14 protein-coding genes are annotated in these 17,587 nt (G+C 35.0%); 11 read left to right on the top strand and 3 right to left on the bottom strand.

Annotated features, from left to right (window positions below; all coding sequences use genetic code 11):
* The first annotated feature begins 56 nt into the window (after positions 1-56).
* The 3 genes from ACH0B5_RS14335 (at position 57) to ACH0B5_RS14325 (ending at position 3,743) form a co-directional block, all read left to right on the top strand.
* On the top strand, positions 57-2,228 hold the full coding sequence (locus tag ACH0B5_RS14335) for a beta-propeller domain-containing protein (RefSeq protein ID WP_122971821.1): 2,172 nt from the start codon (positions 57-59) through the stop codon (positions 2,226-2,228).
* A gap of 265 nt (positions 2,229-2,493) precedes the next feature.
* On the top strand, positions 2,494-3,243 hold the full coding sequence (locus tag ACH0B5_RS14330; protein WP_122971822.1) for a threonine/serine exporter family protein: 750 nt from the start codon (positions 2,494-2,496) through the stop codon (positions 3,241-3,243).
* Positions 3,244-3,254: 11 nt separating this feature from the next.
* A complete protein-coding gene (locus ACH0B5_RS14325) occupies positions 3,255-3,743 on the top strand; it encodes a threonine/serine exporter family protein (protein ID WP_122971823.1) in 489 nt (162 codons plus the stop codon).
* A 69-nt stretch (positions 3,744-3,812) separates the two neighbouring features.
* Here ACH0B5_RS14325 and ACH0B5_RS14320 read toward each other — a convergent pair whose 3' ends face one another.
* Positions 3,813-5,831 carry an EAL domain-containing protein gene (locus ACH0B5_RS14320; protein WP_122971824.1) on the bottom strand — a complete coding sequence of 673 codons (2,019 nt, stop codon included), beginning with the start codon at positions 5,829-5,831 and terminating at the stop codon, positions 3,813-3,815.
* A gap of 604 nt (positions 5,832-6,435) precedes the next feature.
* On the opposite strand from ACH0B5_RS14320, the gene ACH0B5_RS14315 reads away from it, so the two are divergent.
* From ACH0B5_RS14315 to ACH0B5_RS14290, 6 genes are all read left to right on the top strand, one after another.
* Positions 6,436-8,166 (top strand): ABC transporter ATP-binding protein, encoded by a 1,731-nt coding sequence (locus ACH0B5_RS14315; protein ID WP_122971825.1) that lies wholly within the window; start codon positions 6,436-6,438, stop codon positions 8,164-8,166.
* Positions 8,166-9,992, top strand: coding sequence for an ABC transporter ATP-binding protein (locus ACH0B5_RS14310; protein ID WP_122971826.1), 1,827 nt, complete (start codon positions 8,166-8,168; stop codon positions 9,990-9,992). The genes ACH0B5_RS14315 and ACH0B5_RS14310 overlap by 1 nt, the downstream gene beginning before the upstream one ends.
* A gap of 97 nt (positions 9,993-10,089) precedes the next feature.
* Positions 10,090-10,968, top strand: coding sequence for a GNAT family N-acetyltransferase (locus tag ACH0B5_RS14305; RefSeq protein ID WP_122971827.1), 879 nt, complete (start codon positions 10,090-10,092; stop codon positions 10,966-10,968).
* 154 nt (positions 10,969-11,122) lie between these two features.
* Positions 11,123-12,034, top strand: coding sequence for a 1,4-dihydroxy-2-naphthoate polyprenyltransferase (locus ACH0B5_RS14300; protein ID WP_122971836.1), 912 nt, complete (start codon positions 11,123-11,125; stop codon positions 12,032-12,034).
* Between the two features lie 135 nt (positions 12,035-12,169).
* Positions 12,170-13,111: a ring-cleaving dioxygenase gene (locus ACH0B5_RS14295; protein ID WP_122971828.1), complete on the top strand. Its 942-nt coding sequence runs from the start codon at positions 12,170-12,172 to the stop codon at positions 13,109-13,111.
* A 107-nt stretch (positions 13,112-13,218) separates the two neighbouring features.
* Positions 13,219-13,398, top strand: a complete 180-nt coding sequence (locus tag ACH0B5_RS14290) for a hypothetical protein (protein ID WP_122971829.1) — start codon at positions 13,219-13,221, stop codon at positions 13,396-13,398.
* 59 nt (positions 13,399-13,457) lie between these two features.
* Here ACH0B5_RS14290 and ACH0B5_RS14285 read toward each other — a convergent pair whose 3' ends face one another.
* Positions 13,458-13,826 (bottom strand): VOC family protein, encoded by a 369-nt coding sequence (locus ACH0B5_RS14285; RefSeq protein WP_122971830.1) that lies wholly within the window; start codon positions 13,824-13,826, stop codon positions 13,458-13,460.
* A gap of 986 nt (positions 13,827-14,812) precedes the next feature.
* On the opposite strand from ACH0B5_RS14285, the gene ACH0B5_RS14280 reads away from it, so the two are divergent.
* Positions 14,813-15,808 (top strand): LLM class flavin-dependent oxidoreductase, encoded by a 996-nt coding sequence (locus ACH0B5_RS14280; RefSeq protein ID WP_122971831.1) that lies wholly within the window; start codon positions 14,813-14,815, stop codon positions 15,806-15,808.
* A gap of 557 nt (positions 15,809-16,365) precedes the next feature.
* On the opposite strand, the gene ACH0B5_RS14275 is transcribed toward ACH0B5_RS14280, so the two are convergent.
* Complete coding sequence (locus ACH0B5_RS14275; protein WP_122971832.1) at positions 16,366-17,190, bottom strand: S1C family serine protease; 825 nt, start codon at positions 17,188-17,190, stop codon at positions 16,366-16,368.
* Positions 17,191-17,479: 289 nt separating this feature from the next.
* On the opposite strand from ACH0B5_RS14275, the gene ACH0B5_RS14270 reads away from it, so the two are divergent.
* Positions 17,480-17,587 (top strand): transposase (locus ACH0B5_RS14270; RefSeq protein ID WP_406928016.1); only part of this gene is annotated, 108 nt, incomplete at its 3' end.

The raw sequence follows: 17,587 nt of genomic DNA, 5'->3' as shown, positions 1-17,587 counted from the left end.
GAAACGAAGAAATAAAAGTCTAATGGGATAAATACATTCTAAAGGGGAGGAAACAGATGAAAAAAAGATTATATATTAGTGGAATCCTTTTGATGGCCATCGCACTTATTGCCTTCGTAAGTGTTTGGATACTAGGGAAAAAAGTTGAGGTCAGCGCTTCTTCAACTGTTTTTATAAATCAACCGTACCATGTCCATTTTTCCCATAAAATGAATGACAATAGTATTCAAGATCAATTCATTTATATTACGAATGCAGCTGGGGAAAAGGTTAAGGGCGAAATTACTTTGGAACAAAATAAACAGTCTCTTTCAATAGAAAATTTGCTGCCTGGACAATACGTTCTTCATATTGAAGAAGAGGCCTTTAAAGAAAAACCTTTAAATACAAAGAAACAAGAAGTGGAATTTAAAGTTATAGAAGAACTTGAAAAAATTACGTCACTTCAGGAGTTGAAAGATTTCTTCCAAAATGCCATCAATACAGATGCTACGAACCATTCGATGTTTGAGACAACTGTCGAGGAAAGTAAAAGTGCAGACATGTCTTCCTCTAACGAAATATCAGGTGGAGCAAGTGACGATGGCGCCGAGTCTTATTCTACTACAAACAATCAAGTAGAGGACATTGAAGAAGGAGATATTGTCGTAACGGACGGTAAATATATTTATACTGCTGTAGATAATCAAATTATCATAACAGATGGGACAAATCACAATGCTTTAAAAATTGCTAGTAAAATTACATTAGATGGAAACAGTTATCCATCTCAACTAATGATACATCAAAATATGTTAATCGTTGTTATGGATGATTATGTGGAGACAAAAAAAGATGGATATGCTAGTGGAAATAGTATGACAAAGGTAGCCTTTTATAGTATGGAGAATCCAGCTAAACCTAAGTTAATAAGAGAGTTTGCACAAGATGGTTATATAAACGGAGTTCGTAAATATAATAATATCCTGTATATTGTGTCAAATAAGGCGCCGGAATATTGGCTGTTAGAAAAAGAAAAAGATGTTGAATTGCGACCATACACTTATGATAGTGCTCAAGATAAAGAGGTAAAGCCGATGGATTTAGACCAGTTGACGATTTTACCAGGATCCAATGAGCCAAACTATATAATTATATCGTCTATTGATTTAAACAATTTTGAAGAGAAAAAAATTGAAACAAAAGGTTTTCTAGGTGGTAGCTCCTCGTTATACATGTCGGAAAATGCCCTTTATTTAACAGCTGTTGATTTTATGGCGAGAACACTAGAAAAAGAAACGGATTCAAAGGTATCGACGGATATAGCCATTTTACCAGCAGGACCAACAACTACAGATATTTTTAAATTTACAATTGATGGAGTGAAAGTGGAGTTTTTAGCTTCAACTTCTATTACAGGAAGTCTTTTAAATCAATTCTCGATGGATGAACATAATGGTTATTTCCGTATTGCAACTACTGAAGGAGATGCATGGGGCGGTACGAATGAATCTACTAAAAATCATCTCTTTGTTTACAATGATAAATTGGAAAAAGTAGGGGAAGTAACAGATTTAGCGAAAGGAGAACGAATATACTCTGCCCGTTTTATGGGGGATAAAGCCTATATTGTGACATTTAAACAAGTAGATCCGCTGTTTGTAATTGATTTACAAAATCCGAAACAACCGAAAGTATTAGGTGAATTGAAAATCCCTGGTTATAGTAATTATCTTCATCCGTTAGATGAACATCATTTAATCGGAATAGGATACGATACAGAATCAAGGATAGATAGTACTTCTAAACAGCCTATTATAACAACGAAAGGTATTAAAGTATCTTTATTTGATATTACAGATTACGAAAACCCGAAGGAACAAGATTCGGTTGTAATAGGTGGGCGTGGTACCCACTCGGAAATAGAGTATAATCATAAAGCTTTATTTAGAAATGAAGAATATAACTATTTTGGATTCCCTGTGACGGTTTATGAAGGGAAAGGGGAATACGACGTCGAATATAAAGGCTCTGGGGCCGTTATATACGAAATTACGGCTGATCATGGTATTGAGTTAAAAGGAAATTTAATCACTCCTGCAAAACAAGGAGAAGAATATGAAAACTGGGAAACGTTAATTACACGTTTACTTTACATTGAAGACATATTGTATACCGTTTCAAGAGATGAAGTGAGGAGCTACAATTTACAAAACTTCAATGCTTTAGGTAGTGTGAAGCTAAAATAGCCTTAAGAAAGAATAGATAGTACAATTCAGCAAAAACTGGATTGTACTTTTTATCTTAAAATTAAATAGATAGTTATTAATGAAGTAGAAATTGTTGAAGGTTATATTCCTTTCGTATGTAAAGGTTACGAAATATTATGATTCCCTTGTTTATAAAATGGACAAAATTACCACAATTAAAATAAAAATTAATAATGTTTGTATTGAGATAATCTTTACTGTTCGATAATATGAGCATGGAGAAAAAGGAGATTGACTCAAAAATATGAACAATGAACAAAATTTTGAATTGGCACTAGACTGTTTTTTACTAGCTGGCCAAATAATGATGGAAAGCGGAGCGGAAACTTATCGAGTAGAAGATACAATGCTTCGTATGGCTCGCTCCCAAAATATTGAGGATGCTCAAAGTTATGTAACTCCAACAGGAATCATTTTATCCTTAGGAAAAAAACAAGTTACGAAAATAACGTCCATAGCAGCAAGAATTACGGACTTGCATAAAATTGCCAAGGTCAACAATGTCTCGAGAAAGCTTACTAGCCAAAGGATTACGTTAGAAGAGGCGTATGAAGAGTTAAGAAAAATACAAAAAACGAATTATTTTTTACCAGTACATTTACAAATATTAGCTGCATCCATTGCAAGTAGTTGTTTTTTAGTATTAGTGAACGGCTATTGGTCGGATATGCCTGTTGCCTTTGTGGCAGGAGGAGTCGGATTTTTCGTTTTTATGATTATTCAAGAGATGACAAAGGTGAAGTTTTTCTCGGAGTTTTTAGCTGCATTAGTCGTTGGATTGATTGCCTCTTTGGCGGTACAGTTCGGACTAGGAAAAGAAATGGACAAAATTATTGTTGGCAGTGTCATGCCTCTCGTTCCAGGTTTGATTATTACGAATGCCGTTCGTGATTTAATGGCAGGGCATTTTACGGCTGGAATAGCTAAGGGAGCCGAAGCCTTTTTAACAGCCTTTGCAATTGGGGCTGGTATTGCTCTCATTGTAGCTTCTTAAGGAGAATGAATATGGAGTTTATTATACAAGCATTATTTAGTTTTATATTTACAGCTTGCTTTGGTGTCATTTTCAATGCACCTACAAAGGCAATTCCATATTGCGGTTTCGTTGGTGCGATCGGATGGATGGTATACTATATCCTTTACGAGGTTAAGGTCACAGAAGTACAGGCTTCTTTTTTAGGGGCATTTGTCGTTGCCCTAGTAGCTCAAATTTTTGCCCGGCGGTTTAAAATGCCAATGATTATTTTTAATGTTTCAGGAATTATTCCATTAGTTCCGGGTGGTATCGCCTATAATACGATGCGTAATATTGTCGAACTAGACTATAATATGGGAATTCAAAATGGTATGCGCGTATTTATGATTTCCGGTGCCATCGCAATGGGACTTGTTTTTGCAGAGGTAATTGTACAATTAGTGATGAGGATGTTCCATAAGGGCAGAACGTCTATGCAATCTTACGCAAGAGCAAAAAGAAGGCAAAAAATTAAGTAGACAAATAAAACTGCAAGGCACTCATAGATTAGAGAGTCTTGCAGTTTTTATGTTTTTGTAGAGAGAATTTTATATCACTTTCACGAGTTTTCTTATAGTGTCATGACTAACAGGTTTACTAATTAAATATCCTTGAATAGCATCACAACCATATTCCTCTAATATTTCTTGCTGTTGTTTTGTTTCAACGCCTTCTGCCAATACAGTTAAGTTCATGGATTTACCAAACTGAACCATACCGTTAATGAGGCGTTGGGTTTTTTCAGATTTTAATAAGGAACTAATAAACATTTGATCAATTTTTAAAATTTTAATTGGCAACAGTTGCATATAACGGAATGAAGCATAGCCTGTTCCAAAGTCATCAAGAATAAATACAATTCCTTCGTTTTCAAGTTTTAACATTTGTTTAATAATAGATTTTTCAGCTTCAGCTTCTAAGGCGAACTTTTCTGTAATTTCAATTTGAATTAAGTTTGCCGGACAGCGAGTATTTTCTAACGTTTCTAAAATTGTTTTAGCCATGTTTTTGTCCCGGAATTCGCGGACAGACAAGTTAATACTAATTTTTAAATCTAACCCTTCACTATGCCATTTAGCAGCTTGCTTACAAGCTTCTTCAATGACAAAGGAACCGATGTTATTAATTAGACCGGTTTCTTCTGCTATTGGAATTAACTCGTCAGGTGATACAACACCAATTTCATCATCTTCCCAACGTACAAGGGCTTCTACTGCATCGATCTTTCCAGTATGGATATTTAGTTGCGGCTGATATAGTACTTTTAAATGCTGTTGATCAAGGGCGAATAATAATCTTTTCTCAATAATAGATTTTCGATTAATCGCTTTATGAGTCGCATTAGATAATGAAACAATGCTATCTCCACCAGCTTCACGAACAGTAGAAATGGTAGCAAGGGAAGCTTTCATTAAGTGGGAAAATGTTGATTGATCTTGAGGTGCACGGGTAATCCCACCACTAATTGAAATGGGTACTGCCATATTTCCATTATAAATAGGATTTTGTTTTAAATAAGTTAAAAAGCCTTGTATAAACCATTCGCCAAGAGGGGTAATGACAACAAACTCGTTTTCATTTATTCGTGCCATATGGCTGTCTTGGAAATAAATTTTCATACGTTTTGTAAATTCGACAATTAAATTGTTTTCTATATGATGATTGTGTAATTCTTTTAACGTATAAAACTTATCGATACTTATATACACGAACGTGAAATGGCGATTTTCCTTTATCATTTCGTTAACGATAATTTCTAAACGGTGTGTATTCATCAAGCCAGTTTCAGGATCGATATAAGCAATTTTCTCAAGCTTATGTTGTATATTCTTTTGACTAGTAATATCCTTTTCTATTAACACATATTGATACTGTTTATCTGTTTCGGAATAGGTTGGGATTACAGTTAAATCAACCCAATAAGGTAAACCATCTTTTGTAATTTTTTCTACTTCCCCTTGCCAAATTTGGCCAGAAGTAATAGTTTTCCAAATGATATCAACTACTTTTTTGCTGTTCTCATCTTCAGGAAAAAGCTGCCAAAATGTTTTTCCTAATACACGCTTTGGTGTCCAGTGACTCGTATTAAGGAAAGCTTGGTTACAATGAATAATTAGTCCTTCTTCATCAATCGTTACCATCATGAAGGAAGAAAATAAACCATTTTGTAGATCTTTTAAAGCTTGAGTGGAATCATTGAGTCTAGTAAATAAAGAATCTATAAGACAAGTAATAAGAATAGAAGGCTCACCTTTTATATAAACTGGAGAGGCAATCAACGTAGCGTTAATGAAGGAATCCTCAATCGTTAAAAGTTGAACTTGTTCAAAGCGTAACGACTCATTTCCCGTTAATAATCTTTTGTAGGCTTCTTCTGATAGGGAAGATAGTAAGTTATCTTTTATAGATGAATTTTTATTTACAAATGTATCTATAGAGTAACCAAAATATTTTTCACTTAAATTGTTCCAAAGGACAACACTACCATGTCGATTCAGTGCAAAAGATGGAAAAGGAGATGTGTTTACTAATTTCTCATCGATAATATTCGTATTTTCTTCGCGCATCAGCATTCGACTCCTCGAGTATCCTATATTTATACTATTATTATAGAGATTTTACAGTAAATAGTCATTCCTAAACTAATAGTAAGATTTTGATATTGAAATTTTGAAGGTCTTTAGAACTATAAAATGTTTTTTATAATGATAATTATAAACCAATATAAATATAAGGATGCATGAATAAAAAACGAACGGGAATAAAAGAGAGTGAATTTTCATACGTGTTTTAGTGCCGAAAGATTCAAAATATAAAGATGAAATAGATGGTACTGAAGTAGTAAAATGAAGTATTACAAATACTAATATTAATAGGTATTAAAGCGTTTACAGAAAATGAAAAAATATCCAATTTGAAAATTACTTTTAAGAATGTTTATTTTTCGTAAGTGAATGCTTTCGACACTAGGAAGTTTTATCTCTTTCCGACTTTAGGCGGTTGGCAAATTTTTAAGATTTGGATTATGCTTATTTATACTAATAAGTATCAAATATAGGTAAGAAAGTCAGAAAAATACAATATATAGCGGAAATGTGAACAAAATGTAAACTTTTGAATAATTTAACATATTTTGTCGCCAGTCATAGGTCAATTTGTTAGGGGTGTGTCATGAAAACGGTTTTTAGTTATGTGAAGCCATATAAATGGCCAGCAATCATTGCACTTTGTTTAATGCTCGTTGAATTATCGGTAGAGCTTATTCAACCGTTAATAATTGCTAGAATTATTGATCACGGTATTATCGTAAAGGATTTAGGAACAATCGGTTATTGGGGATTTATTTTAATTATGCTGGCTATTTCAGCATTTTTAAGTGGGATTATTAATTCTTATTTTGCTTCCCACACAGCACAAAGTTTTGGCTTTGATTTACGGAACGCCTTATTTAGTAAAATCCAATCTTTCACAATGGCAACTTACTTACGGTTTCCAACTTCCGGGCTCATTACGAGATTGACGAGCGATGTCCAACAAGTACAATCCGTACTGTTCATGAGTTTGCGAATTATGCTTCGTGCTCCATTGGCAGCGGTAGGCAGTTTAATGATGGCTTTTTTTGTTAACCCAAAAATGGCGCTGTTTTTATTAATTGGGACACCACTTCTTATGATTTTCTTATATATTATTGTCAAAAAGGGCGTTCACCTTTTTGGTGAAGTACAGCGTCGATTAGACCGGGTAAACCGGGTTCTTCAAGAAAACCTCCAAGGAATACGGTTAGTAAAAGCTTATATGCGGGGAAACTATGAGTCTTCACGTTTTCAAGAAGTTTCAAATCATTTAAAAGTAGATACAATGAAAGCACTTCGTATGATGGAGCTAATACAACCGGTGTTGTTGTTTGTAATGAATGTTAGTTTACTCGCAGCTTTATGGTTTGGTTCGATTGATGTGAGTAACGGAAGTGCACAAGTAGGGGAATTAGTAGCGGTTGTTAACTATGCGCTACGCATGACCGGTTCCTTTTCTATGTTTGCTTTTATTATTAATGCGCTTTCCCGTGCAAAGGCTTCTTCCGAACGGATGGAAGAAATATTGTTAATTGAAAGTGGAATTGAAGAACACACTCAATCTGAAAAACTTTCACCTACTATACAACATTCCGAATCGATTCGCTTCGAACATGTAACTTTCCAATATCCGAATACAAAAAAGCCGATATTGAAGGATGTTTCCTTTACTGTTGCTACTGGAGAAACAATCGCCATAATGGGGGCGACAGGGGCAGGGAAATCCACTCTATTAAACTTAATTCCTAGATTTTATGTACCAACTTCCGGGGCGATTTATATAAATGGACAACATATAACGAAATGGCCATTGGAGAAGCTTAGGTCAATGATTGGATATGTTCCCCAACAGTCTATGTTATTTACAGGATCCATTTATGACAATGTTAGCTGGGGTAAACAGGGGGCTGAAATGGAAGAAGTGAGGATAGCAACAACTCAAGCTCAAATTCATCAGACGGTAGAAAATTTTCCAAATCAATATGAAACACGTGTTGGTCAAAAGGGGGTCAATCTTTCCGGTGGTCAAAAACAGCGTCTTTCAATTGCCCGAGCTCTAATACGCAAATCAAAAATTTTGCTGTTAGATGATAGTACTAGCGCGTTAGATGTTAAAACGGAAGCTGCTTTTTGGGATGCGATTAAAGGTGAACGAGCAACAATGCTCGTTGTAACGCAGAAAATTCGCACAGCAAAAGGTGCGGATAAAATACTACTGCTCGATGAAGGACAGGTCATTGCCTATGGTACCCACAAACAATTACTTGAAACAAGTGAAGTTTATAAACAAATTGCCCTGTCTCAACATGAGAGGGAGGTCGATGCGTAGTGAACTTCATACGAAAACCCTTTGGCTATGAGCCAGTATTAACAAAGGAAGATGTGAAAAATTCGGTTCAAAAGAAAAAAGGACCCCGTCCAAACAATTGGAAGAATACGTTACTACGTATTTGGAAAATTGTTGATGAACAGAGAGCACTGCTCATCGCTGTTTTATTATTAGTCGTCGTCAGCTCCGCCATGTCACTATTAGGTCCCTATTTAATCGGATACATGATCGATGAATATGTGATGAAAGAGCAATTTAGTGGAATGCCACTATTGATCGTTGGATTAATTGTAATCTACTTTGTTTTAGCATTATCGTTATTTTTCCAAAACTATTGGATGATCGGCATTGCCCAACAGACGATTTATCGTATGCGTACGGGCCTTTTCCATCATCTTTTGCATTTACCGGTTTCATTTTTTGATAAAAGGCAACATGGGGAATTGATGAGCCGAGCGACAAATGATATGGAAACGGTTAGTGCCACTTTAAATAGTTCTTTTATTCAAGTGTTTTCAAGTATTTTAACCTTAACTGGTACGTTCATTGTCATGCTCAGTTTAAGCCCTTTATTAACGCTATTAACGATGATCATTATTCCTGCCATGTTTATGGCTACCCGCTGGATAACTCGAAGAACGGGGAAGTTATTTAAAGAGCAACAGGCAGCATTAGGTGCTTTAAATGGAATGATAGAAGAAACTATTTCGGGTCAACAAGTTGTAAAAGCATTTTCCCAAGAAGAAAGGGTAAAGAAAGAATTTCGTGAAAAAAGTACTCGGTTAAGGAGAACCGGCTTTTGGGCTTTGACCTACTCAGGATATATTCCAAAGGTAATGAACTTTTTAAATAATATTAGCTTTGCAATTATAGCTGGTATAGGTGGAATACTTGCTTTTAAAGGGTTCGTTACAATCGGAACAATCGTCGTATTTACAGAATATGCCCGCCAATTTACTAGACCGCTAAACGACTTGGCAAACCAAATGAATACGGTATTATCTGCTATAGCAGGGGCAGAACGTGTTTTTTCCATAATGGAGGAAACAGTTGAAGAGGATATAGGAGATATGGATGATCATCATAAACTATTAGGCGACGTAAAATTCCGTCATGTTTCCTTTAAATATGAATTAGCTGAACAAGAACACACTTTAAAGGATGTTAGCTTCCATGTAAAACCAGGTCAAACCGCTGCATTAGTCGGAGCAACTGGTGCTGGCAAAACGACGATTATGCAATTGATCGCTAGATTTTACGACGTGGAGCAGGGCGAAATATTATTTGATGGAGTGAATGTACAGAAATTAAAACGTCAAACGTTACGTAGTCAAATGGCTTTTGTTTTACAGGATTCTTTTCTTTTTGAAGCAAGTGTTTATGAAAATATTCGATATGGCCGACTCAATGCAACAAATGAGGAAATTGTAGAGGCTGCTAAAAGGGCTAATGCCCATGATTTTATTGTAAAGCTACCTAATGGGTACAATACGATTTTAACATCCGATGGAAGTGAAATTTCGCAAGGACAGAAGCAGCTGCTGTCCATTGCTAGAGCCTTTGTAGCAGATCCGGTAATATTATTACTCGATGAAGCAACAAGTAGTATTGATACAGTGACAGAAGTAAAAATTCAGCAGGCATTAGAAGTACTAATGGAAGGAAGAACAAGCTTTGTCATTGCCCACAGACTTAATACGATACGGAATGCAGATGTCGTATTTGTTATGCAAGAAGGTCGTATGGTTGAAGCGGGAACACAACAGGAATTAATGGAGACGAATGGTATATATGCTAATATGCTTAAACAAGCTGGTATATTATGAATCGGAGGTAATTCCATGTAATTCTTCAATTGCCCTTGCGCTCATAACATGAGTTCCTCTAAAATGGAGGCAAGTTAAAAGAACGGGGAGCAATTTAATGAACTTTTCAATAATTACCGCATCATTTCCGATTGATATAGAAACGTATAATGAAATTAAACTGTTATGTGAAACAGCCTTTGAAACAGATAAATATAGTTATAGTTCTGTTTTAAATTTACTAGAATCTAGACAATATAATGTGAAAGGCTTTTTTGTTCTTGCTTATGATGACGAACAAGATCAGCTTGTTGGTGTAGCAAGTAGTATAGATCAAATGGGTTTAAACACTTATGAATGGTCTATATTAATAGCGCCGATGTATCGTGGAATTGGATTGGATGAAGCAATTTTAAAAGTGCTAGGTGATGGCTTGCACCAACGTGGAGCTGAAGGCGAACTTGCCCTCGTTATCGAAAATGACACTGAACGACGAAAGTTTGTTGAAAAATATGGGTATTCCTATAGTTTTTCAGAAGCAACCTTTGAAGCAAAACCCGAATCGATGGAACTATCCAATTCAATTTCAATTCGTCCTTATATTGAATCAACAGATAAAGAAGCTTTAATTACAATTTTTAGTAATGCCTTTGGTGATTTACGGGAGGAATCTATCGAATTAATTACTTATAATACGGTGACCGCAGGAAGAATTTTATGGGTTGCAGTAGTAAAAGATGAAATCGTTGGAACGGTTACTTCTTCAAAAGAAGGGGAAGTGCAATGGGTGACGGCATTGGCGGTACATCCTGAAAAACAAGGTCTAGGTATAGGTACCGCTTTGTTAAATTGGGTGAAAAATTTCGCTATGCGTAACGGAGAAAAATTAGTTATGCTGGAAGTGGAAATTGAAAACGACAGAGCCCTTGCTCTATATGAAAAAGCCGGTTTTTTAAAATCAATGCAAGTAGATTATTTTATCTATACAGGTGAATAAATAAAAGGAGCCTACAATGGAAATTGTAGGTTCTATTTGTTCTTTTTTATGAATGATTCTAGCCTTTGCTAAAAACTAGATTTGAGCAAACTGCTATATTTGATATAATGTATGAATGTGAAAACTATAAAAGAGAGGTAAGTTGAATAGATTCATGGAAAATGAAAATCAAATGAGTCCCGCAAAATTAATGTGGAAAATGACTCGCCCACATACATTAACGGCAACATTCGCTCCTGTTATTTTAGGTACGGTTATTGCGTTGTTTGATACTAACATAAATTGGTTAATGTTTATGGCAATGATGATAGCATGTTTAGCTTTGCAAATTGCCACCAATTTATTTAATGAGTATTACGACTTTAAGCGTGGATTAGATACAGCAGACTCAGTAGGTATTGGTGGAGGTATTGTTCGTCACGGTTTAAAACCAAGAAATGTGTTAACAGTAGCCTTATTGTTATATGTTGTTGCTGCTTTGATCGGTATTTATATTTGTATGAATAGTAGCTGGTGGTTAGTTGCTATTGGTTTATTTGGAATGGCGGTTGGCTATTTATATACTGGAGGTCCAATTCCGATTGCATATACACCTTTTGGAGAATTATTCTCTGGTGCATTAATGGGAACAGGTTTCGTATTAATATCGTACTTTATTCAAGCAAATACAATTACTTTAAGTTCCGTTTTAATCTCCATTCCAATTGGTATTTTAGTAGGGGCTATTAATATGTCCAATAATATTCGGGATATCGATGAGGATACAAAAGGTGGTCGAAAAACGTTAGCGATTCTCCTTGGGAGAGAAAAAGGAATCACAGTGTTAGCGGTTGCTTTTGTTATATCCTATTTATGGATTATCGCACTTGTGATAATGGGACAGATAAGTCCTTGGGCATTAGTCGTTTTACTAAGTATTAAAAAGCCGATTTCAGCTATCCAAGGCTTCAAAAAGGGAGCGACAGAGCCCCGATTTATGAAAGTAGCAATGAAATCAACAGCTATCACGAACACACTATTTGCTCTTTTATTGTCACTAGGTTTATTTATTAGTTATATTTTCTAAGTAAATGGCGTTCCTATCGAGGAACGCTTTTTTCTTTATATGAAATATCTATTATCGAAAAATATTTCTTTATTGAAATTATCTCGAATTCGAGATAAAATAGGATTAAATAAAAAGGTCGGAGGGGAATAGGGTATGGCAACGATATTGGGGCATCATCACATTTCAATGATTACAAAAAATGCAAAAAAGAATGATGAGTTTTATAAAAATATTTTGGGCTTACGTCGAGTAAAGAAATCAGTAAATCAAGATGATCCATCTATGTATCATTTGTTTTTCGGCGATTTAATCGGTAGCCCTGGAACAGGGTTAACCTTTTTTGAAATTCCGATGGCTGGGAGAACTTACAGAGGCACGAATGCAATTACACAAATCGGTCTACTTGTTCCTTCAGAAGAAAGTTTACATTATTGGAAAGACCGATTTGAACAACTTCGAATAAAGCATGGTGAAATCACGCGTTACGCAGGGAAAAAGGCGTTACCTTTTGAAGATCCAGAAGGGTTACGATTACTATTAATCAACAACAATGGTGAACGAATACCAGAACAGTGGAGAAATTGGGACAAATCGATTGTACCGATGGAACATCAAATTTTAGGTATGGGTGCCATTGAAATTACAGTAAAAAACCGAAATAAATTGGAGCGTACATTGACTGAACTTTTTGGGTATGTTGTGAAAAATCGTACAGAAGAAGAGATTCTTCTTCAATCGATCGAAGGGGAAAGCTTTGGTGAAATTGTGGTGAAACAATTAGACGGACCAAATGAAAAGCCTGGTAAAGGTAGCATACACCATTTAGCAATACGAGCAAAAGACGATGAAGAATTAGCTTATTGGGAGAAACAGGTGAAAGCTCGCGGCTTTTCTTCATCAGGGATTGTGGATCGTTATTATTTTAAAAGTTTATACTTCCGTGAATCTAACGGAATATTATTTGAAATTGCAACAGATGCTCCCGGTTTTACAGTGGATGCAGATATCGAGACTTTAGGAGAAAAATTAGACTTACCTCCATTTTTAGAAGATAGAAGAGTAGAAATTGAAAGCCAATTAGAACCATTAGATTAAGATTAGAAGTATTTAATAGAAAATAAAATTTTCTTACATTAGTCTTTTTCCTCACACCGTTTCAACTCTATAGTCATAGAGTACGACAGGGGGAGGTGGAGAGTCTAATGTTAGTAAATTTATTAATTCTTTCAATTACTTTATTAACTCTTAGTTTAGTATTATATATTGTAGGTAAACTGGCAGAGAGAGAGTGGCTAAAATATTTCTCGATAGTGCCAGCTATTGCTGGTGTTATTATCCTCATTGTCGTTGCCGTAAAATACTTCTTCCCTGGCATTATATAATGAAAATATAGAAAGAGGAGCGTCCATCTTGAATGGGCACTCCTTTTTGTATAGTCTTTTTAAGAATTCAATTTTTGAATCATTTCAACCCGATTACCAAAGGGATCTCCAAATTCAAAACGGTCGAAACCTGGTATAGGGATGCCATCTAATATTTTGATATGTTCTTGAGATAATCTTACTCTCCAATAGGAAAGATCATCCACCTCGTAAGCAATATGGGCCTTCGTTTTCGTTCTATCAAAACCATCTTCTGTTCCGACATGAATGTCCTTGTCACCAACAGTTAACCAAAATCCTCCACGGCCTTTAAGGGAATCAGGTTTTTCAATTTCTTTTAAACCTAATACATCACAATAAAAATTCTTAGCCTCATTTTCAGTTCCCTTTGGAATCGTTATTTGGATGTGATGCAAACCTTTAATCATTAAATCGCCCCTTAAGTTCTGAATTTTTAGAAATCCGACATTAATTAGTATACCATATATTTACATAAGTTAATTTTATAAATAGTTATATAAAATTATAAATATTACTTATGACAACTGTTTTTAAAACCATTTAAAACATACCCTTTGAATAAATTCTTAATAAATGGATGTCGTTTTATGGATCATTCTGTATGGAGACATAAAAAATGGAGAATAATCAATTTTTCTTTTTATATAAGTCGTTGTGAATGTACGAAAAATGGAATTCAAAGGAAAGGGGTTGAAAATTTTTGTCAACCTTGTTTACGAAGTAGCAGTTGTTAAATCGAACAACTGTCGAAAGATGTTATGGAATTAAATATTTTTCTAGAAAACATCATAGGAATAGGATGTATGGGAAAGGTGTTTTTTCATTACTTGAGTGAAAGGTTAAGGAAGGGGATTTTTTGTCAACCTAGTTTACGATAATTGTATTTTGAGAAAATACCTTTGTCGATTTATGAAGCAGTACTTATTATTTTCTCAGTAAAAGAATAAAAAAAGAATACTATTAATATGTGGCTTATAAATTGTTTTTTTTAAAAGTCAAGTTGAAAAAAGTTTGTCAACTTAGTTTACGATAAGTTATTTTATAAAAATAAAATGTCGATAAAACGAGAAGGTGTATCATGTTCCTAATATAACAAAAACAAAATGGAGAAAATATATTCATTATGAGAATAGGTTGAAACTAAGGAACAATGTGATGAATTTTTGTCAACTAGATTGACGAAGTTGCTATCATTGTAGCATTTGCCTGTCAGATTACGTCGTTGATAGGAATGAAAACGGCTTAAATAATGAAATAAAAAATGAATTCGACAAATGGGTAAGTCGAGTAATTAGCATTTTTTATTCGATATTCTTAAAATGAAATTATATCCCATCATTTAGATAAGGTTTCTTTTTTCTTCTCTAAATGAAAAATGGAGGGAGTAAATAGAATGAAATTAAGTGTATTAGATCAAGCGCCTGTGACGAAAGGGAATACCTCTCCAGACGCATTAATAAAAGCTGTAGAACTAGCGGAAGTGACAGAACAGTTAGGATATGAACGAATTTGGCTAGCTGAACATCATAATACGAAAGGTTTTGCAAGTTCAGCACCTGAAATAACAGCAGCCTATATAGCGGCAAAGACGAAACGAATTCGTGTTGGTACTGGTGGCACTATGATTATGCATTATTCCCCTTATAAAATGGCGGAAGTATTCAAATCATTAAGTGCTCTAGCCCCTGGAAGAATTGACTTTGGGGCAGGTCGTGCACCTGGAGGAGATCATTATGCCATGTATGCTTTGGCAGAGGGAAGACAGCCTCAGGTGAATAATTTGTACGAAAAACTGCAATGGACATTGCAATTTTTAAATGATGAAGCACCTAATAATCCTTATTACCAAAGGGTTGTTGCTTCACCTACGAATGTCATATTACCACAAAGTTGGTTGTTAGGATCCAGTGGAAATAGTGCGATACAAGCAGGTCGAATGGGGTTAGGTTACTCATATGCTCAATTTTTTAATGGCTATATGAACAAACAAATATTTGATGCTTATCGAGAAAACTTTGTTCCATCGGCATTTATGGAAAAGCCAGAAATTATGGTATCTTATTTTGTAACCGTAGCGGAAACAAGGGAAGAAGCAGAGTACGAAGCGAAGCCAGCGGATATAGCTCGTTTACTGTTTATGAGGGGTCAAGTAGATCAATTGCGAATGACACCAGAGGAAGCAAAGGACTATCCGTTAACAGAAATGGATCGGATGTGGATTGAGGATACAAGAAACCAACACTTTGTTGGAACGGCTAAGGAAGTTGCAGACCTATTGCGCCAAGAGCAACAAACTTATGGTTTTGATGAGGCGATGATCTGTACGATACCCCATTCCCAAGAAGTCCGTTTGAATGTGTATCGTTTATTAGCAAAAGAATTATTATAAATGGGTTGGAGATATCTAAAAGGTATCTCCTTCTTTTTATGGAAGGGGAAGAGCAGTTTCATAATATAGTAAACGAAAGAATAAAATAGGGTGAATGCTTGTACATATAGCAAAAATTTTAAATTGTCAGGAGTGGAAACTTGAGATTTTTGCAGGCAATATTTTTGTTCTTTTGCATCTTTATCGTGTCGTATTTATTTCTTTTTGAACGATCAGTCTTTGAAACCCTTCAATACACAATCGTCATGTGGATACTCGCCATAATGATTAAAAGATAATCTATATTTATAGAATTTTGGTGGAAGACAGGATCCTTTTATATTTCCTTACATAAAGAAAAATGTAAACTAAGTCGGTGGGGATTTTTAAGTATTATTTTAATTTTAAATGGTCGTATTAAAAAGAGATGAAAAAGGGCACATATTATATTACTAAACTGTTTGTGTAAACAATGTTGACAAAAATTACTGAAGCCGAAATGTAAATATTAAGCTTAGCAGATTCAAATTAGAACAAAATATGTGAGAATTTAGTTTAGTTATATAATAGTGCTCCCTTTACTCGGTATCAAAGTGAAACTTTTTTAGCTGTTCTTGTAGTAAATCCACTGGTATAAAAAGTCCAACGTGTCCATAGTCTCTATCTTTTAATGTAGCAAAGATTATACCTATTACCTTGCCTTCTTTATTAATAACAGGGCTACCGCTATTTCCTCTATATACAGGTGCATCCAGCATAAGTACTTCTTTATCCCAATCAGAAAGAAGGGTGGAATCGATCACTTTTCCTTCATTGGCGATTCCAGTGAAATATAATGGGTTACCTATAAAATAAATACTTTCCTTTTTGGTTGGTGTATACGTATCGGCCAATGTTAAATAAGGTAAATCCTCTTCGTCCACTTTTAATATAGCTAAATCAATTTCTGGATAAGTCTCAATTACTTCGCCTTCATAAAGCTGGTCATTTGAAAATATGACAGTAATGGTAAGGGCGTCTTCAATGACGTGATCATTTGTAACAATGTATCCATCCTCCGATATAGCGAATCCAGTCCCTTTTCCGTCATTCGTTTTAATTTCTACTACGGCTTGTTTATAAGTTTGGATGTCTTCTTGACTAGAGAGTCTTGAAGATACTTTTAAAAATTCAATGGCAGGTATAGAGAAAATTTCAAAAATAACAGCGAATGTACTAAAGGACAGCATGACGGCCATTATCCAAGCAAAAAGGCGAACCGACTTCGGTTTTTTTGTCGGTTTTTTGACGCCAGCTAACCGTTCTTGGCGCTCTTTTTCTAATGCTTTTTGTTGTTCTTCGAGAACTAGTTCGATTAATTCTTCTTCGCTAATTGGCTCAAATCCATTTTCATCCTTTGCCATACCATCCCTCCAAAAAAACTACCTAATGTCATCATATCCGATAAAGCAAACCTTTGGAAAGGGAACGGTATAGGGGAGTGAAAAGGAAATTCTACTGGAATTACCAATAATTCTCACCCTTTGTTAAAATAGAGGGGAGGGGGGCTAACATGACAATTTATATACAGACGGTAAAGAAAAATATATTTATGGTACTAATAATGATTGTACTGAATCGGTTACACTAAGTTGGACAGATACTATAAGGGCTAGTAGACTTAACATACTAACCTAAAGGGAGCCTGCTATTATGCCACGTCAACGTCGAACTTTTACAACAAAATTCAAATTACAACTAGTAAAGCTTTATGAAAATGGAAAGTCTCGTGCAGATATCTGTCGAGAATATGAAATAACG

It is taken from the genome of Ureibacillus sp. 179-F W5.1 NHS, from assembly GCF_045369345.1.
Classification (GTDB): domain Bacteria; phylum Bacillota; class Bacilli; order Bacillales_A; family Planococcaceae; genus Ureibacillus; species Ureibacillus halotolerans.
The sequence above is the reverse complement of the archived record's forward strand: the minus strand, read 5'-3'. Positions and strand labels throughout refer to the sequence as shown.